The 19,461-nt window shown below is 43.5% G+C and carries 25 protein-coding genes; 13 read left to right on the top strand and 12 right to left on the bottom strand.

The features are described 5' to 3' along the window. The first annotated feature begins 36 nt into the window (after positions 1-36). Positions 37-438, top strand: a complete 402-nt coding sequence (locus DMO16_RS12425; protein ID WP_129477736.1) for a secondary thiamine-phosphate synthase enzyme YjbQ — start codon at positions 37-39, stop codon at positions 436-438. A gap of 39 nt (positions 439-477) precedes the next feature. Here the strand turns inward: DMO16_RS12425 and DMO16_RS12420 are convergent, their stop codons facing one another. Continuing rightward, on the bottom strand, positions 478-1,203 hold the full coding sequence (locus DMO16_RS12420; RefSeq protein WP_129477734.1) for an SIR2 family NAD-dependent protein deacylase: 726 nt from the start codon (positions 1,201-1,203) through the stop codon (positions 478-480). Positions 1,204-1,316: 113 nt separating this feature from the next. Here DMO16_RS12420 and DMO16_RS12415 point away from each other — a divergent pair, with 113 nt between their 5' ends. Then, positions 1,317-1,787, top strand: a complete 471-nt coding sequence (locus tag DMO16_RS12415) for a low molecular weight protein-tyrosine-phosphatase (protein ID WP_129477732.1) — start codon at positions 1,317-1,319, stop codon at positions 1,785-1,787. An 11-nt stretch (positions 1,788-1,798) separates the two neighbouring features. Next, entirely contained in the window at positions 1,799-2,230 is a 432-nt protein-coding gene (locus tag DMO16_RS12410; RefSeq protein ID WP_129477730.1) for a GNAT family N-acetyltransferase, read from the top strand. 47 nt (positions 2,231-2,277) lie between these two features. On the opposite strand, the gene DMO16_RS12405 is transcribed toward DMO16_RS12410, so the two are convergent. Next, positions 2,278-2,532 carry a GlsB/YeaQ/YmgE family stress response membrane protein gene (locus tag DMO16_RS12405; protein ID WP_061974337.1) on the bottom strand — a complete coding sequence of 85 codons (255 nt, stop codon included), beginning with the start codon at positions 2,530-2,532 and terminating at the stop codon, positions 2,278-2,280. Positions 2,533-2,695: 163 nt separating this feature from the next. Between DMO16_RS12405 and DMO16_RS12400 the strand changes: the two genes are divergently transcribed. The 3 genes from DMO16_RS12400 to DMO16_RS12390 all read left to right on the top strand — a co-directional run bounded on the left by DMO16_RS12400 (position 2,696) and on the right by DMO16_RS12390 (position 4,794). Further along, positions 2,696-3,217 (top strand): YtxH domain-containing protein, encoded by a 522-nt coding sequence (locus DMO16_RS12400; RefSeq protein ID WP_129477728.1) that lies wholly within the window; start codon positions 2,696-2,698, stop codon positions 3,215-3,217. Positions 3,218-3,263: 46 nt separating this feature from the next. After that, complete coding sequence (locus tag DMO16_RS12395; protein ID WP_129477726.1) at positions 3,264-4,139, top strand: YihY/virulence factor BrkB family protein; 876 nt, start codon at positions 3,264-3,266, stop codon at positions 4,137-4,139. A 172-nt stretch (positions 4,140-4,311) separates the two neighbouring features. After that, complete coding sequence (locus tag DMO16_RS12390) at positions 4,312-4,794, top strand: VanZ family protein (RefSeq protein ID WP_082635888.1); 483 nt, start codon at positions 4,312-4,314, stop codon at positions 4,792-4,794. 410 nt (positions 4,795-5,204) lie between these two features. On the opposite strand, the gene DMO16_RS12385 is transcribed toward DMO16_RS12390, so the two are convergent. Beyond that, a complete protein-coding gene (locus DMO16_RS12385; protein ID WP_061974329.1) occupies positions 5,205-5,654 on the bottom strand; it encodes a TlpA disulfide reductase family protein in 450 nt (149 codons plus the stop codon). 140 nt (positions 5,655-5,794) lie between these two features. Then, complete coding sequence (locus DMO16_RS12380) at positions 5,795-6,979, bottom strand: MFS transporter (protein ID WP_129477724.1); 1,185 nt, start codon at positions 6,977-6,979, stop codon at positions 5,795-5,797. 131 nt (positions 6,980-7,110) lie between these two features. On the opposite strand from DMO16_RS12380, the gene DMO16_RS12375 reads away from it, so the two are divergent. After that, positions 7,111-7,494 (top strand): OsmC family protein, encoded by a 384-nt coding sequence (locus DMO16_RS12375; RefSeq protein ID WP_129480385.1) that lies wholly within the window; start codon positions 7,111-7,113, stop codon positions 7,492-7,494. 39 nt (positions 7,495-7,533) lie between these two features. Here DMO16_RS12375 and DMO16_RS12370 read toward each other — a convergent pair whose 3' ends face one another. Next, positions 7,534-7,950, bottom strand: a complete 417-nt coding sequence (locus DMO16_RS12370; protein WP_129477722.1) for a pyridoxamine 5'-phosphate oxidase family protein — start codon at positions 7,948-7,950, stop codon at positions 7,534-7,536. A 102-nt stretch (positions 7,951-8,052) separates the two neighbouring features. Here DMO16_RS12370 and DMO16_RS12365 point away from each other — a divergent pair, with 102 nt between their 5' ends. Together DMO16_RS12365 and DMO16_RS12360 are read left to right on the top strand one after the other, a co-directional pair. Next, positions 8,053-9,408: an MATE family efflux transporter gene (locus DMO16_RS12365; protein WP_129477720.1), complete on the top strand. Its 1,356-nt coding sequence runs from the start codon at positions 8,053-8,055 to the stop codon at positions 9,406-9,408. A gap of 100 nt (positions 9,409-9,508) precedes the next feature. Continuing rightward, on the top strand, positions 9,509-10,324 hold the full coding sequence (locus DMO16_RS12360) for a YfkD family protein (protein ID WP_425590035.1): 816 nt from the start codon (positions 9,509-9,511) through the stop codon (positions 10,322-10,324). Between the two features lie 33 nt (positions 10,325-10,357). On the opposite strand, the gene DMO16_RS12355 is transcribed toward DMO16_RS12360, so the two are convergent. Beyond that, entirely contained in the window at positions 10,358-10,687 is a 330-nt protein-coding gene (locus DMO16_RS12355; RefSeq protein WP_061974317.1) for a winged helix-turn-helix transcriptional regulator, read from the bottom strand. A 103-nt stretch (positions 10,688-10,790) separates the two neighbouring features. Beyond that, positions 10,791-11,900, bottom strand: coding sequence for a radical SAM/CxCxxxxC motif protein YfkAB (gene yfkAB, locus DMO16_RS12350; RefSeq protein ID WP_129477718.1), 1,110 nt, complete (start codon positions 11,898-11,900; stop codon positions 10,791-10,793). A 163-nt stretch (positions 11,901-12,063) separates the two neighbouring features. Here yfkAB and DMO16_RS12345 point away from each other — a divergent pair, with 163 nt between their 5' ends. From DMO16_RS12345 to rlmD, 4 genes are all read left to right on the top strand, one after another. Continuing rightward, a complete protein-coding gene (locus DMO16_RS12345; protein WP_061974313.1) occupies positions 12,064-12,255 on the top strand; it encodes an SE1561 family protein in 192 nt (63 codons plus the stop codon). Between the two features lie 98 nt (positions 12,256-12,353). After that, positions 12,354-13,898 carry a fumarate hydratase gene (locus DMO16_RS12340; protein WP_061974311.1) on the top strand — a complete coding sequence of 515 codons (1,545 nt, stop codon included), beginning with the start codon at positions 12,354-12,356 and terminating at the stop codon, positions 13,896-13,898. 126 nt (positions 13,899-14,024) lie between these two features. Beyond that, positions 14,025-14,828: a delta-lactam-biosynthetic de-N-acetylase gene (gene pdaA, locus DMO16_RS12335; RefSeq protein ID WP_129477716.1), complete on the top strand. Its 804-nt coding sequence runs from the start codon at positions 14,025-14,027 to the stop codon at positions 14,826-14,828. A gap of 110 nt (positions 14,829-14,938) precedes the next feature. Continuing rightward, the gene (rlmD, locus tag DMO16_RS12330) at positions 14,939-16,345 is read left to right on the top strand and encodes a 23S rRNA (uracil(1939)-C(5))-methyltransferase RlmD (protein WP_129480383.1); all 1,407 of its coding nucleotides are present in this window, start codon (positions 14,939-14,941) and stop codon (positions 16,343-16,345) included. A gap of 52 nt (positions 16,346-16,397) precedes the next feature. Here the strand turns inward: rlmD and DMO16_RS12325 are convergent, their stop codons facing one another. The 5 genes from DMO16_RS12325 to DMO16_RS12305 all read right to left on the bottom strand — a co-directional run bounded on the left by DMO16_RS12325 (position 16,398) and on the right by DMO16_RS12305 (position 19,424). Then, the gene (locus tag DMO16_RS12325; RefSeq protein WP_129477714.1) at positions 16,398-16,625 is read right to left on the bottom strand and encodes a hypothetical protein; all 228 of its coding nucleotides are present in this window, start codon (positions 16,623-16,625) and stop codon (positions 16,398-16,400) included. A 410-nt stretch (positions 16,626-17,035) separates the two neighbouring features. Continuing rightward, a complete protein-coding gene (locus tag DMO16_RS12320) occupies positions 17,036-17,206 on the bottom strand; it encodes a YfhD family protein (RefSeq protein ID WP_129477712.1) in 171 nt (56 codons plus the stop codon). Between the two features lie 68 nt (positions 17,207-17,274). Further along, entirely contained in the window at positions 17,275-17,418 is a 144-nt protein-coding gene (locus DMO16_RS12315) for a YfhE family protein (protein WP_129477710.1), read from the bottom strand. Positions 17,419-17,524: 106 nt separating this feature from the next. Further along, entirely contained in the window at positions 17,525-18,091 is a 567-nt protein-coding gene (locus DMO16_RS12310; protein ID WP_129477708.1) for a GNAT family N-acetyltransferase, read from the bottom strand. A gap of 190 nt (positions 18,092-18,281) precedes the next feature. Further along, a complete protein-coding gene (locus tag DMO16_RS12305; RefSeq protein WP_129477706.1) occupies positions 18,282-19,424 on the bottom strand; it encodes an amidohydrolase in 1,143 nt (380 codons plus the stop codon). Between the last annotated feature and the right edge of the window lie 37 nt (positions 19,425-19,461).

The following is a 19,461-nucleotide window of genomic DNA, read 5'->3' as shown; positions in this document are numbered from 1 at the left end:
ATAAGATAACGGAAAAATATAGCGAGGTGATCAGTTTTGCTGCAAAGATTCACAATACAGACACATAACCGGGACGAAATGCTGGATATAACGGAGACGGTCAGGGCCTATATCCAGGAACAAGGTGTGCAAGATGGGGTTCTTTATGTATATTGTGCCCATACAACGGCAGGGATAACAATTAATGAAAATGCCGATCCGGATGTTAAATCGGATATGTTGATGAGGCTCGATGAAGTTTATCCGTGGGAGCATCCGAAGTACCGCCACGGGGAAGGGAATACTGCCTCCCATTTAAAAGCAAGTACTGTAGGTTCCTCCCAGATGGTCATTATCAACGAAGGAGACCTGGTACTCGGAACATGGCAGGGCATCTATTTCTGTGAATTCGATGGTCCACGCACCCGGAATTATTTTGTAAAAGTGATCCCTGATTAAGCAAAAAATCCTCTTTCATTTGTGAAAGAGGATTTTTTGCTATCTTTTAAGACAAAGCTGCTCTACTTCTAACAAAGTGTCTTTTGCGCTGCTGTAAATGGAAAGGTCAAAAAGATAATCCATCGATGTGGGCTCACGGTTGATTAATACGGTCTTTCCTTTCGCCATGGAAGGAAGCTGGTTTACTGGATAAACCTGCAGGCTCGTACCAATGATCAGGACCAAATCTGCCTGGCGAATAGCCGACATGGCTTGGTGCCATACCTCCTCAGGCAGCAGTTCCCCGAAAAGAACGATGGATGGACGAAGTTTCCCTCCGCAGGAACAGGTCGATCCTTTTTTAAAATCTTCAGCTGAATGCACTTTGTTGCAGGTGTGGCAGTAAATGTTATGGAGTGATCCATGAAGTTCATAGATATTCTTTCCTCCAGCTCTCCGGTGGAATCCGTCAACATTCTGGGTAGCAATTGCATGTATCAATCCATTTTGCTGTAATCTTGCTAATGCTTCATATCCCTCATGAGGATTGCAGGTCTCAACATCCTGCAGTCGAAGGGAGTAAAATTCATTAAACAGATCGTAATGATTGTCCAGGGCTTCGACAGATGAAACATAGGCAGGATCAAAGTTTTTCCATAATCCATTATGTGACCTGAAATCGGGGATTCCGCTTTCGGTGGACATCCCGGCCCCGCTCAAAACGACAGTGAAGGAAGAGTGGTTTAACCAGGAAGCCAACTGTTCAATAGCCTGTTGATCCGTCATCAGGCATCACTCCTTTTAGTACTCATTATAGTACACTTAAGGTCTTCTTCTTATTTTTTTGCCCGAATAACGGTATACTTTAAAATAGCATTGAAAAGATGGGGGAGTCATGGATGATTAAAGTGCTGTTTGTATGTCTCGGCAATATCTGCCGTTCACCAATGGCTGAAGCGATCTTCAGGGATATGGTAGCCAAGCGAAAGTTGGAGGATAAAATTTCAGTAGATTCTGCCGGAACCGGAAACTGGCATGTAGGTGAACCTCCTCACGCCGGAACCCAAAAGCTGTTAACCGATAAAAAGATTTCATTTGAAGGGCTAAAGGCCAGGCAGATCACAGAGACCGATCTTTCGGCGTATGATTATGTCATTGGGATGGATGCTGAAAACATCGGAAATCTTCAGCAGCTCGCAGGCAATACACCTGTGGAGCATGTAGCAAGACTCATGGACTATGTTCCTGGAAGTGAGGTACAGGATGTTCCGGATCCTTATTTTACAGGCAACTTTGATGAAGTTTACGCCATGGTAAAAGAAGGATGCACTCATTTGCTTGAAGAGATTGTGGAGCGAGAAAACCTATAGGAGGAATGGGAATGGGCATTGTTCGGGAGCTTTCAACACGTGTTGAAGTAAAAGAAGCGTTTCCAGTAATGAAGCAGCTGCGTCCCCATTTAACGGAAGCGTTGTTTCTCTCTTTATATGAAGAAATGAGAACGAGCGGCTATACCCTGCTTGCCTGCTACGATGATGAGACAATTGTTGCTGTGGCCGGCTTTGCCATGTTGACCAACCTTTATTACGGGAAACATGTGTGGGTCTATGATCTGGTTACCGATGACCAGGTCCGTTCAAAAGGACACGGGGAAGAGCTTCTTTCGTTCATTGAATCGTTTGCGGCGCAAAATAACTGTAATTGTGTAGCTCTGTCGTCGGGCACAGCACGAACAGATGCCCACCGGTTTTATGAAGCAAGGATGGGATATGCCCGGGTCAGCCATGTATTTAAAAAAGACTTTGCAACATAAAAAAACCGTCGCGCCTTTTGGCGTAACGGTTTTTTTAGTATGGAGTGTTATGCGTTTCTTCGCATACCACGCAGGATAGCACTGACAATCAATACAACGACAATCGCACCGATGATCGCTGGTATGATAGCGAAACCTGCAACGTCAGGACCCCAGTCACCAAGAACTAGTCCTCCAAGCCAAGCTCCAACAAAACCTGCGATAATGTTACCAATGATTCCGCCAGGAACGTCACGTCCTGTGATTACTCCTGCTAACCATCCAATAATACCACCTATAATAAGTGCCCAAAGAAAACTCATGTGTGTGTTCCTCCTTAAAAGTTTTTTGTTTTATTGTGTTGTACCGTTAAGATACCCATTGCTAAATAAAAATAAACAAAATAAAAAAATGTTTTTTCATGCCAAGCATCGGGAATGTAATCCGTACACTCACGCAAATACTTATTATAAGGAGAGATGCAAAATGGCTTACCAAAGTTATGAAACGTATCAGAAAGATGACAGTAAATTGTTAAAAGGCATCTTGATCGGAGCTGCCCTTGGAGCGGCGGTTGCCATGCTGGACCGTTCAACAAGACAATCCATGAAACAGCGGTCAATCGGGGTAAAAGATACTACCATGAACATTGCTAAAACCGTTAAAGACGATCCACAATCTCTGACAAGCGGCATGAAGGAAACGTTTCAATCGGCATCCACAGCAGTAAATGATGTAGTAGAAGATGTAAAACATCTTATGAACACAGTGGACAGCGTAAAAAACACAGGGATGCAGGCTGTAGAACAAGTAAAAGGAGCAGGAAGTGAAGTCGCTAAAATCGGCAGCAAATTAAAGGACGCCGGACAGGATGTAAAAGAGCACAGCAAAGATACAGTAGCCGAAATTTCAGATAAAAATTCTACTTCACCCACTTCCACTTCAGGTCCGTCCTATGCGGATTTAGACAATAATCCACATGTAGTTGGAAGGAATCAGGGCAACTAATCGTTGCCCTTTTTTTCAATGGGCTCAAACAACGAGGTGAACCTATATGAATTTATTTAGCCAGCTTAAAGACATATCTCCAAAATCATTTGCAGTGGAGTTTATGCACAGCTTTAAGAAAAATGATGTGCCGGACTTGGCAGCCCAGCTTGCCTACTATTTTCTTTTGTCCCTCTTTCCATTTTTGATCTTCCTGATTACGCTCGGCGGGATTTTCATCTCTCCGGAAGATGCGGTTAAAGTGTTAAACAATGTGGTTCCTGGTGAATCGATGAAGGTCATCAGGGAAAACCTGCAGACGGTCATTGAATCCAAAAAGGGAGGACTGCTTTCTTTCGGGATCATTGCGACACTCTGGTCCGCTTCTAATGGCGTAAATGCGGTGATTAAGGCATTGAATGAAGCATACGGCGTCGAGGAATGCCGGTCGTTTATTATGGCAAGAACCCTTGCCGTGTTTCTTACCATTGGACTCATCCTTACCATCGTTGTTTCTCTTGTCCTTCCCGTCTTTGGGAAAATGATTGGTGAATTTATTTTCTCCTATCTCGGACTGGATCAGGTCTTCCTCAGCATATGGGGATTGATGCGCTGGCTGATTAGTTTTCTGTTCATAGCGGTCGTTTTTTCTGTTCTTTACTACATGGGACCTTGCAAAAGACTGAAATATCGTGAAGTATGGTATGGCGCAATCTTTTCTACAGTTGCCTGGCTGATTGTATCTTTGTGCTTCGCATTTTATGTCGACAGCTTTGGAAATTATTCAGCTACTTACGGAAGCCTTGGAGCTGTAATTGTCCTCATGCTGTGGTTTTATTTGACAGGACTGGTTATTGTCCTTGGCGGTGTTATCAATGCGACACTGCATAAATTTAAAATCGATCAGGCTTATGAAAGAGGCCTGCTGACAAAAACAAGATAGCGTTTCTAAAAAGACCGCATTAGGCGGTTTTTTTTTTGGGACAAATTCACCCCCGAATTGCATGATTTCCTGTCGACCTCATATGGTATAATGAATGGGGCTTTTTTTGAACGGAGGATAAGTTGGATGTTCTGCAATTGGCCGGGATCAAGCGATTGAATGGAGAAGGAATATGACCAAGAATAAAAACGTAACTAAGAAAAAGGCCCGGTTAAAGTGGAGAAATATTGGCTGGCTCCTGTTTTTAATTTATTTTACGGTTCTGATATACGTCACTCTCTTTACCTATAACCATTATGTGTACGGTAAATCACTGAACCTTGTGCTGTTTGACAGCATAAGACTCATGTGGAAAAGCGGCGATTACTGGCTGATCTTCAAAAACGTCATTGGCAACGTCGTATTGTTCTTTCCTCTGGGATTCTTGCCACCCCTTATCCACCGCTTCCTTTCAAAATGGGCACTTATGTTCTTCATCGGGTTTGGGACAAGCTCAATCATCGAAGTGCTTCAATATAGTTATGCTCACCGCATTTTCGATATCGACGACATTTTATTAAACGGATTTGGCACCATGGTCGGGCTTGCTGTGTTTAAATTTTGCGCCCTTATCTACAGAATTATTGAAAATAACATACTAAAGAGAAAAAGGTAGCTCCCGCAGCTGCCTTTTGGCCAGTTTTTGGGGTTGTTTTTGGAGGTGAAAGAGAGGCGGTAGGGGAATTAGTTGCGGTTCGACAAAAATTAGTTGCATATCAAGTCTTTTTCGTAAAAATGAGCCGCCTGACAGATGATCAGGTGGCTCTTCAAGATTTAAAGGTGTCCAGCTTCATGACCTAGCTCCTCGACCGTTTCACTCCTTCAAAGCAACACAAAAGAAGTGTTGCCATTCAGGAGTTCCAACGTTTTTCGGTGCTAAACAGGTCATTCAGCATTTCTTATGATCCAGCTTCAGAGCCCAAAAGCTCGGCCGTTTCACTCTTTCAACACAACACAAAAAGCGTGTTGTATGTTCAAGAGTTCCAACGTCTGCCGCTTTTAAACGGGCTCTTCAGCTTTTCTTGTTTACTTCGTTTCTTTTCCTAGTACGCGGTTGACGCGTTTGGTTAGCATTTTCATGCCTTCGCCGCCAGCCTGGAAATGGCGAAGCTTTCCTTCTGCATCAAAAACGTAATAGGCTGGAACGTATTGGTTTTCGAAGGCATCAGTAAGGTTGTGTTGGTTATCAACAAAGATGGGTTGTGAAATGTCGTGTTCTTTTGCTACTTCTTTGATTTGGTCAAGGTCTAAATCTTTTTCAGAACGAGGCATGTGTACGGCAACGACATTCAATTCATCTTTATAATCGTCCCGGAATTTGTTGATGTTTGGCATAGCTTCTTTACATAGTCCGCAGCTTACAGACCAAAAGTGAATAAGGGTTGGTTTGTTGCCGATTAGATCTTCTTTTTTAACTTCTCCGTTAATCCATTCTGTTGCGCCGTTTAGTTCCGGCATTTCATCACGTAATCTCATGAATAGGTGGCTCCTTTGCTAATTGGTTTATTTATAATTATTATTATTTAATTTCAATTATAAGTATAAGGAATTTCAGCGCAGAATGCAAAAATATTGCCTTCACTAGTATGCATTCTGACAGCTTATATTATTGGTTCTCAGACGACGTTTTTTTGCGACTCATTTCTTTCTCCGGTTCCTTTATGAAAATAGGTGACAAGGAGGAGTACCAGCAGCATGCCGCTGATCGCGTAAACAAATGCGCCTGATTGGAAGGCTTCAATAAACCAGCCGCCAACAAGAGGGCCTGTCATGCTTCCGGAGCTAAAGGCGATTCCGGCCAGGATATTGCCCACAGGCAGAAGGTGCAGCGGAAGGAGATCGCTCATATACGTGATTCCAAGTGAAAACAGGGAACCGACAAACATTCCGGCTATGAAAAAAAGAAGTAAATAAATCCACATGTGGCTGCCGGCCAATAAAGTACCTGTAAAGGCCAGAAAACCTACGAAAAGGCATACGAGAAGCACCTTTCTCCGGCCAAAGCGGTCACTCCATAATCCAAGTGGCAATTGAAAGACAAGGCTTCCCACAACAAAGGATGGCAGTAAAACGGACACCCAATTCACTGGTATGCCATGCCGCAATGCATAAACAGGGAAAGAACCGTTTAGCGAAGCCTCCAGGAATCCGTAGCCAAAGGCAGGCAACAGGGCGACCCAGGCTGCCCGCATAACTTCCCGGTAGCGTCCGAGTGTATTCATTCCTGCTTCTTTTACACCTTCAGATGACGGAAACTCATTTTGGATGAACGTCATAATAAAGAATGATATCAGGCAGAAGGTTCCTGATATAAGAAAAGGCAATGCCTCGCTCACGGAAGCGAGTCTGGTCATAAGCGGTCCGATTCCAAAGCCCGCGCCAAACGCAATACCATACAGCGCAATGTTTCGGCCACGCTTTTGGGCCGGGCTGTTGGACGTGACCCACACTTGTGTGGAAAAATGGAGCATGTGATCTCCTACACCGATCACCAGGCGTAGCGCGAACCAAAACCAGAAGGCTTTCCACCAGGGGAATAAAAAAAGCGAAACAGTAACAAGGACAAGCCCTGACAGGATTATTTTTTTATAGCCAAATCTTCTCATCGGTTTTTCAATAAAAGGGGAAGCAAGAACAATACCGATATACAGGGCGATAGCATTTAATCCATTTAATGTTGAAGAAGTGCCCGCCTCTTCCAGCAGAATGGCGATCAAAGGCAGCAGCATGCCTTGAGAAAATCCTGAAATAAAAACAATACTTACTAAAATGGAGAATTTTGATCGTGTCAATACAGTCATTATATAACCTATCCTTTGCATCAAATCTATCCCCATTTTACAATGAATAGCCATGTCATGGACAGGAAATCGCAATTTTTGTAAAAACCATGGAAAGTTGTATAAACTGTAAGGTATACGAGGTGATAATGATGGAATTTACGATGAGAGAAAACGGGTTTCAAACACAATTTGAATATGGATCCCTTGATGTTTCCGGAGATGCACACTATGGATTCAGACCCTATCAGCTGATGGTGTCATCGGTTGCGGTTTGCAGCGGGGGAGTACTCCGAAAAGTACTCGCAAAAATGCGGCTGGACGTGGAAGATATCAAAATTAAAGCAGATGTGGTCAGAAACAAGGAAGAGGCGGACCGGATCGAAAGCATTCATATGCATTTTATTTTGAAAGGCAATGGCCTGTCACCAGAGAAAATTGAAAAAGCTCTGCGCGTTACAGAGAAAAACTGTTCAATGGTTCAGTCGGTGAAAGGCAGTATCCGCATCAGTGATTCATTTGAACTGATTGCATAAAGAAAAGCATTCCTTTTGGGGAATGCTTTTCTTGATTTATTACATTTCCAAAGTAACGGGCTCCTTTTCTTTTGAATTCATCAGACGGAATGATGTTGGTTGAATCTCAAGGATGATTAAATCAGGATCATCCTTGCCTGTAAACCAGTGCTTCATCATATCCTGCCAGAATTCCTCTTTAATGACTTCTTTCTCACGAACCCTGATGGTTCCCTGCATTTCAATATATGGGCTGTCCCAGTCTGTGTAGCCCAAAAGAACATGAACGTTTGGATTCTCTTCAATTTCATCCACTTTATGTGTTTGTTTACTTGTTGCGGTTAACAGGGTAATATCATCACGTTGGAAGTACATATATCGTGCGTTTGGTTTGTTTTGTGAAACGGTGGAAAGGGTGCCAACAGGATTTGAGTCCACAATATCTTTAATTTTTTGTTTAAATTCCTCCTGATTCATAAATAATTCTCCTTTCATTTTTCACCTTTTAAAAAACAGTTCCACAAATTTGTATCGAGTAAACACAGAACCCGATTTTAGAACAAGGAGAGGAGCAAGGACATGGCGCTTAGCCACGATTTTACAAAAGGCAATCTGTTCAAAAGCATGATTTTTTATTCCTGGCCCATCTTCCTGAGCAATCTCCTCCAAGTTTCCTTTCAGATCATTGACAGCTATTGGGTGGGAAACCTTCTTGGAAGCAGGGAAGTCGGATCGATTTCGATATCGTCCACGGTCATTTTTGCTGTATTGTCGTTTATTATTGGGATCAATGGAGCAGCACTCACGGTTCTTTCGCAGCAAAAAGGAGCGGATGATGCTGAAGGGCTGACAAAATCGGTGAATGCCTTTGTCACTCTTTTGGGATGCTTGGCCATTTTGCTTGGCATTATTGGATTCTTTTCATCACAGTGGCTGCTTCAGCTTCTCGGAACACCGAAATCCGTCATGCCCATGGCGGTAAACTATCTTCAGATTAATTTTGCGGGAATCTTGTTTTTGTTTGGCTATAATTTTATTTCAACCATCCTCCGGGCAATGGGAGACAGTAAAACACCGGTACAGTTTGTCGTGATTGCTGTCATTTTAAATGCCATTCTGGATCCTTTGTTCATCAGCGGATTTAACATGGGATTGGACGGTGCCGCATATGCCACTATTTTTTCACAAGGTGCCGCTTTCTTGTATGGGGTATATCATTCTGTTAAAACCGGCAAAGTGCCTTTTGAAATTCCTCATTGGCCAGAAAGATATTATCTAAAAACGGTAACGGCACTTGGACTTCCGGCAGGACTGCAGATGCTGTTAATCTCGGGAGGAGTGGCCGCTATCATGAGTGTGGTTGCTTCTTTTGGGGAAGATGTGGTGGCCGGGTTTGGAGTCGCCCAGCGGATGGACAGTTTGATCATGCTGCCCGCCATGACGCTCGGCTCAGCTGTAAACAGTATGGCAGGCCAGAATATTGGTGCGAACAAATGGGACAGGGTTTCATTGGTCGCGAGAAACGGGATTTATCTTATTTTGAGTGTGACCCTTTTGATCAGCGCAATTGTAGTTGCAGGGGCTTCCTGGTTTATTTCCCTGTTTGTAAAAGATGCAGAAACGATTGAATTTGGTGCTCAATATTTAAGAAGCATCGCCTTCTTTTATCCGTTTCTGGGTATTAATTTTGTATTGAACGGCGTTGTCCGGGCTTCAGGCGCCATGGTGCAGGTGCTGATCCTGAACCTCATTTCATTTTGGATTCTTCGATACCCGTTGACCTATTTATTTGCTCAGTGGTTTGGAGAACGAGGAATTGCCTACGGAATGTCCGTCAGCTTTATCATCAGCAGCGTTTTCGCCATTTTGTATTACAAGCTGGGAAAATGGAAGGATATCCGAATATTAAAGCAAGACAAAGAAAAAGACGCCTGAATTTCCAGGTGTCTTTTTTGTGTAAAAATTTGTTATTCGCTCAGCATGGATAAATTTCTACAACAAGAAAAAAATAGGGATATAAAAGGAGGAAAAACACATGAAACGGAACACTTTGGGGTTGGGTTTAAATCGGAACTCAGCCGCCTTATTCCTTGTTATAATTATGATTTTTTCCCTGGTTGTCCAGCCGCATTCCGCTGCGGCCGCAGGTGTAAGGGTTCCGGGATCGGTTGTGAGTATTTCTAAAGAAAACACCTATCCTAACTCTGCACAGGACCTTCCTTATCTTGAACCGAGCAAATTGGCAAAGTCAATGCTGAAAACATCCAACGTGGCTATAACCAACCCGGATTTAATTCGTATGTTGAACGAGTCTGTCATTCATCCGTCAAAATTGGCTATTGGTTACAGAGCCAAAATCTTTCTTGGAGTGTGGCCTCTTTCGTATCAATCTACAGAATCAGCCGTCAATTGGGAATATCAGCAAATCAATTTGAACAGGCTTGATAACCGGGGAGGCAAGTCGCTTGCTCAGCTGCGCTATCATCAACAGATGCATAAACGAGTAACCGGAGGGCTTACCGCTGAAATCCCTAACAGCGAAGCGGTAAAGAAAATGATGATGATTGCTGCAGGAGAAAAAACCAAACTCCCACTTTCATTTCAGACGAATATTGGGGCGGGTACCAAGAAAAACAATGTTTATAATATTGCTCCCAAGCAGGTTGGGTACTTGGCAAGCTATGTTCCAGCTGTGAATGAAAAAGGGAGGGTCACCTACGGTGAAGTCTATATTGTTCTAAAAGGCAGTAAACGAAAAATTGAAGTACAAAATGTAACCCAACAGGGAATCGGAGCATGGATTCCGGTGCAGGAACACGTTTCTTTCAGATTTCATTCGTCGAATATGTAAATAAAAAAGAACCAGCTTTTAGCTGGTTCCTTTTTATTTTTGAAGTTCGCATTCTTCAACCCATTGTTCACTCCAAGATTGAATAGATTCAATAATGGCTCGTAGGGATTCTCCCTTTTCGGTCAATGCATACTCGATGCGGACCGGGGTTTCAGGATAAACATGGCGTGAAACAATGCCAACGGATTCCAATTCTTTCATGCGCTCCGTAAGCATGCGGTCACTCATCTCGGGGATTTGCTTTTTAATATCCTTAAAACGCCTTGATCCTCCCAATAAAACACGGATGATAAGACCCGTCCATTTTTTTCCTATAATATCTATCGCTACTTCATATCTGGGACACATTGTGTTGTAATCCATACAATTCACCTCATTGTATTGATCTTTCGACGACTAATTATAGTCTTTCCTATGATGATACTCCCAAAACTTACTATTGTAAAGTTTATAACTTTTTAATTAGTCATATATTGGAAGAAAGTGTCGTGAAATCAACTTCTTTGTAATACGTATCTTTCACCAGCAAATTCGGACCAAGACATTTTACAGCCGGACAATGGCAATTCACTGATTTCGCTGCAGATGTGTTCAGCCATGCTTCATAGGCTTCAGGAAACGAGGTGGTTTGTATATTGCCAAGTGAGGGGGTGTCTCCAAAATCAGTGACAATAATTTCACCATCAAATAAATTGACGTTCAGACGGGAACGACCATCGGGGTCATTCCGGACCGTCACATTTTTTTCAGCATAAAGCCGGTTTAATAATTCCAGGTCCTCGTTTTCAGCAGAACATGGATAAAAAGGCAGGGTGCCAAAAAGCATCCAAACGTCAGGATTACGGACATCAAGCAGTCTGTGAATGGCCGAACGTGTATCCTCAAGTGACAGCACCTGAAGCGAGCTGGCAAAGTCACTCGGGTACATAGGGTGAATTTCATGGCGTTGGCAGCCCATTTCCTGTATGTGATTGTGGATCTTTTCCAGGTAGGGCAAAGTCGTCTTGTTCAGCATTGTTTCAGCAGAGACAAGGACACCTCTTTTTGTGAGCTCCTGTGCATTATGTACCATTCGGTCAAACAATGCGGCCCGCTGCTCCATCGAAGGCTTCCTCTCCATTTGGGCAAAACCGATCTCGGCAAAATCTTCGATGGTGCCCCAATTGTGGGAAATATGAAGAACATCCAAAAAAGGAAGAATAGGCTCATAACGTTCAAGATCCAGTGTAAGGTTAGAATTAATCTGTGTTCTTGCTCCACGCGAAGTGGCATAGCGGAGCAAAGGCACCACATAGTTCTCGACAGATTTTTTTGACATCATCGGCTCTCCGCCGGTGATGGAAAATGACCGAAGTTCGGGAATTTCATCCAATCGACCTATTAGAAGCTCAAGCGGCAGAGGTTCTGGATCCTTAACATTCAGTGTGTAACCGACAGCGCAGTGTGCACAGCGCATATTGCAAAGCGTGGTTGTCGTGACTTCAATATTCGAAAGCCGCATGGTGCCGTGCTTTTCAACATCCAAATAAGCTTCCCAGGGATCATTCTGGATGGAAATTGGGTTTTTTACCATCATAAAAAAACTCCTTTATTAATAAAACGGGTAAAAACATAACGTTTCCGCAATCTATAAATACACCATATGATAACGCAATCGCCGTAAAAGAAAAAGGGCTGCGGGGATTTTATTGGCAGAGATTCAATCCTTTGATACAGTATGAAAGAAAGGAGAGGTATATGTGGGTAAATCAGTAGAAGATAAGTCATCTCAAAAAGAATACATTATGAACCGGATTGACATGCTGCTGCAAGTGCTGGATTCAATTGATGCAGAAACAGCAGGTGTGGAAGAAATTGACCGTATCATTGGGATGCTTGATGATCTTGAATTCAAATGCAAACAATTCCGAAATAATTGGGAAAAAGAATAAATTGGAACGAAAAGTAAGCGCTCTTTTATCCTTTTTGTTATAATGGTATTGGTTTAAAGCGATACAAATTATTTTTAAATAATAAAAGGGGTTAGAGCATGGAAAAGTTTCAGGAGAGCATGTATAAGCTAATCGTGGAAACATCAACAAACTTGCCAAAGGATGTCCGCAGAGCCATTGCCGCAGCGAAAATTCGCGAAAATGCAGGCACCCGTGCAGCAATGTCGTTAGACACTATTACAAAAAACATTAAAATGGCCGACGATAACGTTTCACCGATCTGTCAGGATACGGGACTGCCGACCTTTAAAATTAAAGTACCAGTTAACGTGAACCAAATTGAAATGAAAAAGGCGATTAAAAAAGCGGTGGCTGAGGCAACAAACGATACCAAGCTTCGTCCCAACTCCGTGGATTCGATCACTGGCGATAACAGCGGTGATAATCTTGGTGAGGGAACGCCTGTTATTAAGTTTGAACAATGGGAAAGCGATTATATTGATGTCCGTTTGATTCTTAAAGGCGGCGGATGCGAAAATAAAAATATTCAATACAGCCTGCCAGCTGAACTTGAAGGACTTGGCCGTGCGGGACGCGACCTTGATGGCATCCGAAAATGCATCATGCATTCCGTTTACCAGGCGCAAGGTCAAGGGTGCAGTGCAGGTTTCATCGGTGTAGGAATTGGTGGAGACCGTACAAGCGGTTACGAGCTTGCCAAGGAAATGCTGTTCCGCTCGGCAGATGATGTTAATCCAAACGAAAATCTTCGCAAGCTTGAAGAGTATGTAATGGAAAATGCCAACAAGCTTGGCATCGGAACCATGGGCTTTGGAGGGGAAACAACTCTTCTTGGCTGTAAAGTGGGCGTTATCAACCGAATTCCTGCCAGCTTCTTCGTTTCTGTAGCCTACAACTGCTGGGCATACCGCCGTTTAGGCGTTAAGATTGACCCGGTTTCTGGTGAAATCCAGGAATGGCTGTATCAGGAAGGCGAAGATGTCGACTTCGACAAAATGAAGGAAGAAGCGGCTGCAGCACTTGAAGAAAAAACGGAAGTTCGTCAGGTGACCCTGGAAGCCCCGATCACAGAAGAACAAATTCGCGAACTGCGCGTAGGGGATGTTGTGACCATTAACGGTATGATGCATACCGGACGCGACGCCATTCATAAATATTTAACCGATCATGATGCACCCGTTGATCTGAACGGACAAATCATCTACCATTGCGGTCCGGTTATGGCAAAGGATGAGGAAGGCAACTGGGTCGTTAAAGCTGCTGGTCCAACCACCTCAATCCGTGAAGAGCCTTACCAAGGCGATATCATGAAAAAATTCGGTATCCGTGCAGTCATCGGCAAGGGCGGAATGGGGAAAAAGACCCTTCAGGCGCTTGGCGAGCATGGCGGTGTTTATTTGAATGCCATTGGCGGAGCCGCACAGTACTATGCGGAATGCATGCAAAAAGTAGAAGGCGTTGATTTGATGCAATTTGGTATTCCGGAAGCCATGTGGCACATTAACGTTAAAGGATTTACAGCCGTTGTTACCATGGACTCCCACGGCAACAGCCTTCATCAGGATGTGGAGAGCTCCTCACTTGAAAAACTTGCGCAATTTAAAGAACCTGTTTTTAAATAAAACTCCTGAAAAAAGGCCGGCCAACTGCCGGTCTTTTTTTCATGGCAAAGACTTCCTCGTATGCTTTTAATTCATCCATAAACACTAAAGGTAAGGATGAATTCAGCAAGGAAGGAGAGATACACCATGAAAAAATGGGGAATATCTGCACTGTTTATTGGTGCTATAATGCTGGTAACTACCCATACCGCTTTTGCTTTGCAGCCTTCTAATACCCGGCATGAGTGGTATTTTCAAAAGAAAGGGAATGAAGTGCCGCCGACGACCGACCAGCGCTATTTGCAGCTGATGGAAAAGTACGACGGTCTGTTTTTAGGAGATCCAAAGAGAAAAGACATTTATCTTACCTTTGATAATGGGTATGAAAATGGCTATACCGATGATGTCCTGAATACGTTAAAGGAGAAAAAGGTGCCTGCCGCGTTCTTTGTTACGGGACATTTTATCAACACTCATCCAGACCTGATCCTGCGTATGGCAAAGGAAGGCCATATTATCGGAAATCATACGAACCACCATCCGGATATGACACAAATCACTGCAGGGCGCATGAAAGAGGAACTGGAATCGGTTAAGCAAAAATACCGCAAAATCACCGGAAAGAACGACATGCAGTTCCTTCGTCCTCCAAGAGGGGTGTTCAGCGAGCAGTCGATTGCTGTTTCCAAGCAACTGGGATACCGCCATGTATTTTGGTCGCTGGCGTTTGTTGACTGGGAAGTGAACCGGCAGCGCGGCTGGCAATATTCGTACAACAACATCATGAAACAGATTCATCCGGGCTGTATTCTGCTCTTACACACAGTTTCAAGGGATAATGCAGAGGCGCTGGGCAAAGCCATAGATGATTTGAGAAAGCGGGGCTATACGTTCAAAAGCCTTGATAACCTTAAAGTGGATAACCAGACAAAGAAATCACCAGTCCAATAAAAAAAGCCTTTTTATAAGGCTTTTTTCTCTGTTTCGGTGTTGTAGTTGGGAACAAGCGGGAAACAATGCTATAATGGGACGTAAAAAAATTTTGAGAGAAGTGAATGGCTATGCCAAAAGAAACAGCCAACCACAAACAAAAAACCGTTTTAACCAAAGGACAGACCATCCCGCTCAACATTAAGCGTCTTGGCATTAATGGAGAGGGAGTTGGTTTTTTTAAACGCACCGTGGTTTTTGTACCAGGAGCCCTTCCCGGTGAAGAAATCATTGCGCAAATAGAAAAGGTTTATCCTAACCGTGCTGAAGCTGTGGTAAAGCGCATCAAGAAAAAATCGCGTGACCGGGTGGTGCCCCCATGTCCATTATATGATGAATGCGGAGGCTGCCAGCTGCAGCACCTAAGCTATGAAGGTCAATTGAAGGAAAAGCAGGATGTCGTTCGCCAGGCCTTTGAGCGGTATACAAAAATAAAACCGGAGAAACTGCCACTCCGTCCGACTGTCGGAATGCAAAACCCTTGGGAGTATCGAAATAAAAGTCAGCTTCAGGTGGCCAAAGAGAAGGAGAAGGTTATTGCTGGCCTTTATGGCATTAACTCGCACCGGATCATTGATCTCGAACAATGCATCGTTCAGCATCCGGAAACTGTGCGTGTAACCAACGCTGTTAAACGGATTCTGGAGGATCTGAATATTCCGGTTTATCATGAAAAAACACGAAAAGGGATTATCCGTACCATCGTGGTAAGAACCGGGTTTGAAACAGGTGAAACCCAGCTGGTTCTTGTGACCACTCAGGAAAAAATTCCGCGCAAAGAACTTTTGATCGCCGAAATCCAAAAACGGATTCCCGAGATCAAATCCATTGTGCAGAATGTGAATGACAAAAAAACTTCGATTATTTTCGGAGAAAAAACCATCCCGCTTGAGGGTCCTGAAACGATTGGGGAGAATCTCGGCAGTTTATCGTTTGAGCTTTCAGCAAGAGCGTTCTTTCAGCTGAATCCGCAACAGACGGTAAAACTGTATGATGAAGCCAAAAAAGCAGCGAAGCTCACCGGAAAAGAAAAAGTGGTGGACGCCTACTGCGGAACCGGGACGATTGGGCTCTGGCTGGCCCCGGACGCTGCAGAAATAAGAGGAATGGACGTCATTGAAGAATCCATCCTAAATGCAAAAGAGAATGCAAAACGGCACGAATTTACAAATACGCATTACGAAACCGGAAAAGCGGAAGTGATCCTTCCAAAGTGGCTGAAGGAAGGATGGAAACCGGACGTTATTGTGGTGGATCCACCCCGAACTGGATGCGACCAGGCTTTCCTGAACACTGTTGGAAAGATAAAGCCAAAACGGATGGTGTATGTGTCCTGTAATCCATCTACCCTGGCAAAAGATGTCCACATGTTAATAAGTCACGGATTCGTATTGGAAAATTTAACGCCTGTGGATATGTTTCCGCAAACGGCTCATGTTGAAGTTGTGTGCACGCTCGTACAAAAGAATGAAGGATGAACAAAGAGAGAGGGGAGCGGTTCCCTTCTCTCTTTTTAAAATTATGTACAGGTTAGTCGCCTCCGTCACTGCAGCTGTCTCCGAAAGACCCGCTATCTGTCCCTGTATCGCTCCACCACAACCCTGAAGTGGCGACTGCCGCACTTTTGTCTTTTCTACCTTTTTTTCGTTTTTTCTTTGATCTTCTGGCTGCTGCTTTCGCCTTTCTTGCTTTTTCCGCCTTCATGTAGGAACCGAAGATCAGCCAGTAAATCCCATAGCCGGCAACACCAACAATCATGCCTTTCCAGGGATGAGGACTGGCTATTCCGAGAAAGGCAATCGAATATATCCAAATAAATAGATCTTTTTGAAGGTTCTCATACGTGATTACGTCCGTTTATGAAGCCTTTATTCACCGATTGAATCATTTCCATGTTCACGTCCTTTGCTTGTCTAGTCTATAGTAGATTAAATGAAAAGTGTGGTACTAATCATTATTTTCAGACATATACACACAATCCACAGGGTTATCCACTGGTTGTGAATATTTATAATAATGAAAAATTTATATAAACATCATGATACGTTTATTTATTTTACAAATCCTTAATAAGCAGGTAAGTTATCCACATTATTAACATCCTGTGGATAAAGTTGCCCACAGAAAAAAGAAAAAGCCCTTCCGATTAGGAAGGGCTTTTTTTATTCTTATTTATCAAGCTGGCGATGGTCTGCTTTTTCTGCGCGCGCCATTGCTTCACGGTCATCCGCATCGGCAACTTCAGAAGAATATTCTACATCTACACCTTCAGGCTGCTTTAGATCCGCTTCGGTCAAACCGTCCTTTTCATTTTCCAACTGGTTCTTTTCATTGTCCATGGGTATTCCTCCTTTAGCAGTATAGGTCATCATGGAGAGGTTAACGTTGTTTTTTTCTGTATATGGAACTACTTGATTTGTGAAGAGGTTTGGGATGTATATTCATTTTTTTCCCTGCCGTTAGCTGACTTAAACTCTTCTTTGTAAAGCACTTCCTGCATTTTGGTCAAAGCAGCATTGCGCTCCTCAGCCTGCCGTTTTTTACTTTTCATGCCTTTCTCCCCCTTTAAAAGAAATAAAAAAAGAAGATCACCCGGCAAGCAACAGAACTTACTGAGTCATCCCCTTTATAGTTTTTCCTTTAATGGCGCGAAATATTTAAGCCTCTTTCAGCTGGTTGTCGTCAAACATCTCGTGTTGATGCTGAGTTCTTAGCTGATGAAGCACATAGTTATCTTTTTCGATTTGATACAGGTTATACACATCTCCATCACGGTTCAGTTGCTGATAAATGTCTGGACGGGTTTCATTGGCCAGCGTCACATAAGGAATCTTTTCAGCCGCCTTTTGGGAGCGTGGGTTCGATTTTCGAATCCGCATAAATACGGTATTAATGTTATGCTCATAAAACAATTCAGAAAAGAAATGTTCTTTCGCAAGCTTGTTATAGCCCTTTCCAAAGTACGGCTGTCCAATCCAGGTGCCTAAAAAACCACACCCGTCATGTATGTCGTACAGGCTGATCGCTCCAATCGGATTATACCACTCATCCAGAATGGTCCTGGAGATCGTTTCTCCGCGTTCTTCTTCTTCAATCGTCTGTTTGGTGAGGAACATAAATTCCTCGAGACATTCGGTTTTTTGCCGAACAAAAGGAAAAACTTCCGGGTGCGCCATTAAATTGAAAAGAACATGACAGTCGTTTAAATCACGCTTTTTTAACAATTTAATCCCTCCTGGAGGGCAGAAAAATCCCACCCTCGAATTAAGAATAAAAATTAATTCGGGGTGGGAATCGAACCCACTAGGACCAGAAAATCTGGTGGCGCACCAATTGCCTTCCCTATGGTTTTTGCTTATTCATTTATACTTGAATCATATGATATTTTACCGAAAAAGAAAATAGTTTTTTTGTTTATTTTTTATAAAAAAAACGCTTATTTTTGTAAAGAATTTTACCTTGAATCATGGTCATAACAGGGAGGGAGGAAAAATGGAACGGATGCTCCGACCACAGGCTGAGATCCCCGTCCTTTCCAGGTTCTAAACTTCCGATCCGCTGGTCCACTCCAAGGTTTTTTGCCGGGTTGATGGTGATTCCTCTAAGTGCATTTTCTTCGCTTAATCCTTCCCGTACGGAAAGAGCTGCGCACACATTCAAGTACTGGATGGGTGTATAGGGATGATCAGTGGTGATTGAAACCTCAATCCCGTGGTCAGCCAAAACTTTATAGGTTTCCCATGTTTTATTTTTCAGTTCGATTTTTGACCTTCTCGTGAGCGTGGGACCGACTGAAACCTGAAGGCCGCGGCCGGATAAATCGTTGGCTACCAAGTGACCTTCCGTGCAATGCTCGATTCTTAAATCGAGGTTGAATTCGTCAGCCAGTCTCACTGCAGACAGGATGTCATCTGCACGGTGAGCATGAATACGGACCGGGATTTCCCGTTCCAAAGCGGCCAGAAGAGGGGAGATTCTTAAATCGTCCTTAAAAGTTGAAGCATTTGCGTGATAAAACGCTTCACGCAGCATTCCCATAATGCCCATCCGGGTAATGGAATTATTTTCTCTTCCGCTGTGAATCCTTTTTGGATTTTCCCCAAGAGCCACTTTCAGTCCTGCAAGTTCTTTCACGAGCATATCACGAATATCTGTGCCGGCAGTCTTAATGACCGATGTGGTTCCCCCAATGACATTGGCACTGCCCGGCATGATGTGGACGGCTGTGATTCCATGTTGAATGGCATCACGAAATCCGCTATCGAGAGGGTGGCATCCATCGATAGCGCGAATATGGGGAGTGAGAACTTCATTGGTTTCATTGGCATCATTGCCTGCCCAGCCCGTTCCTTCGTCGTAAAGCCCTAAATGGGTATGAACATCAATCAGGCCTGGCAAGAGGTGGAAGCCCACCGCTTCGATAACTTCCATGTCTGAAGAGGGCTCAATGGCCGGAGCGAGATGGAGAATCTTGCCGTTCTGGATGAGAATATCCCCTCTTTTCATGACTGGGGATGTTATGGGGTAAACCTTGGCACCTTTAATGAGCGTTTTCAACTGCATCACCTATTTTTCTTTTTATATATATATATTG

Origin of the sequence: Fictibacillus sp. S7, assembly GCF_004127935.1 — a bacterium.
In the GTDB taxonomy this organism is placed as follows: domain Bacteria; phylum Bacillota; class Bacilli; order Bacillales; family Fictibacillaceae; genus Fictibacillus_C; species Fictibacillus_C enclensis.
The sequence above is the reverse complement of the archived record's forward strand: the minus strand, read 5'-3'. Positions and strand labels throughout refer to the sequence as shown.

Coding starts and splice junctions, on each gene's coding strand:
- DMO16_RS12420 (WP_129477734.1), bottom strand. CDS start 1,203: ATGACGGATCAACAGGCTATTGAACAGTTGGCTTCCTGGTTAAACCAC.
- DMO16_RS12415 (WP_129477732.1), top strand. CDS start 1,317: ATGATTAAAGTGCTGTTTGTATGTCTCGGCAATATCTGCCGTTCACCA.
- DMO16_RS12410 (WP_129477730.1), top strand. CDS start 1,799: ATGGGCATTGTTCGGGAGCTTTCAACACGTGTTGAAGTAAAAGAAGCG.
- DMO16_RS12405 (WP_061974337.1), bottom strand. CDS start 2,532: ATGAGTTTTCTTTGGGCACTTATTATAGGTGGTATTATTGGATGGTTA.
- DMO16_RS12400 (WP_129477728.1), top strand. CDS start 2,696: ATGGCTTACCAAAGTTATGAAACGTATCAGAAAGATGACAGTAAATTG.
- DMO16_RS12395 (WP_129477726.1), top strand. CDS start 3,264: ATGAATTTATTTAGCCAGCTTAAAGACATATCTCCAAAATCATTTGCA.
- DMO16_RS12390 (WP_082635888.1), top strand. CDS start 4,312: ATGACCAAGAATAAAAACGTAACTAAGAAAAAGGCCCGGTTAAAGTGG.
- DMO16_RS12385 (WP_061974329.1), bottom strand. CDS start 5,654: ATGAGATTACGTGATGAAATGCCGGAACTAAACGGCGCAACAGAATGG.
- DMO16_RS12380 (WP_129477724.1), bottom strand. CDS start 6,979: ATGACTGTATTGACACGATCAAAATTCTCCATTTTAGTAAGTATTGTT.
- DMO16_RS12375 (WP_129480385.1), top strand. CDS start 7,111: ATGGAATTTACGATGAGAGAAAACGGGTTTCAAACACAATTTGAATAT.
- DMO16_RS12370 (WP_129477722.1), bottom strand. CDS start 7,950: ATGAATCAGGAGGAATTTAAACAAAAAATTAAAGATATTGTGGACTCA.
- DMO16_RS12365 (WP_129477720.1), top strand. CDS start 8,053: ATGGCGCTTAGCCACGATTTTACAAAAGGCAATCTGTTCAAAAGCATG.
- DMO16_RS12360 (WP_425590035.1), top strand. CDS start 9,509: ATGAAACGGAACACTTTGGGGTTGGGTTTAAATCGGAACTCAGCCGCC.
- DMO16_RS12355 (WP_061974317.1), bottom strand. CDS start 10,687: ATGGATTACAACACAATGTGTCCCAGATATGAAGTAGCGATAGATATT.
- yfkAB (WP_129477718.1), bottom strand. CDS start 11,900: ATGATGGTAAAAAACCCAATTTCCATCCAGAATGATCCCTGGGAAGCT.
- DMO16_RS12340 (WP_061974311.1), top strand. CDS start 12,354: ATGGAAAAGTTTCAGGAGAGCATGTATAAGCTAATCGTGGAAACATCA.
- pdaA (WP_129477716.1), top strand. CDS start 14,025: ATGAAAAAATGGGGAATATCTGCACTGTTTATTGGTGCTATAATGCTG.
- rlmD (WP_129480383.1), top strand. CDS start 14,939: ATGCCAAAAGAAACAGCCAACCACAAACAAAAAACCGTTTTAACCAAA.
- DMO16_RS12325 (WP_129477714.1), bottom strand. CDS start 16,625: ATGATTGTTGGTGTTGCCGGCTATGGGATTTACTGGCTGATCTTCGGT.
- DMO16_RS12320 (WP_129477712.1), bottom strand. CDS start 17,206: ATGGACAATGAAAAGAACCAGTTGGAAAATGAAAAGGACGGTTTGACC.
- DMO16_RS12315 (WP_129477710.1), bottom strand. CDS start 17,418: ATGAAAAGTAAAAAACGGCAGGCTGAGGAGCGCAATGCTGCTTTGACC.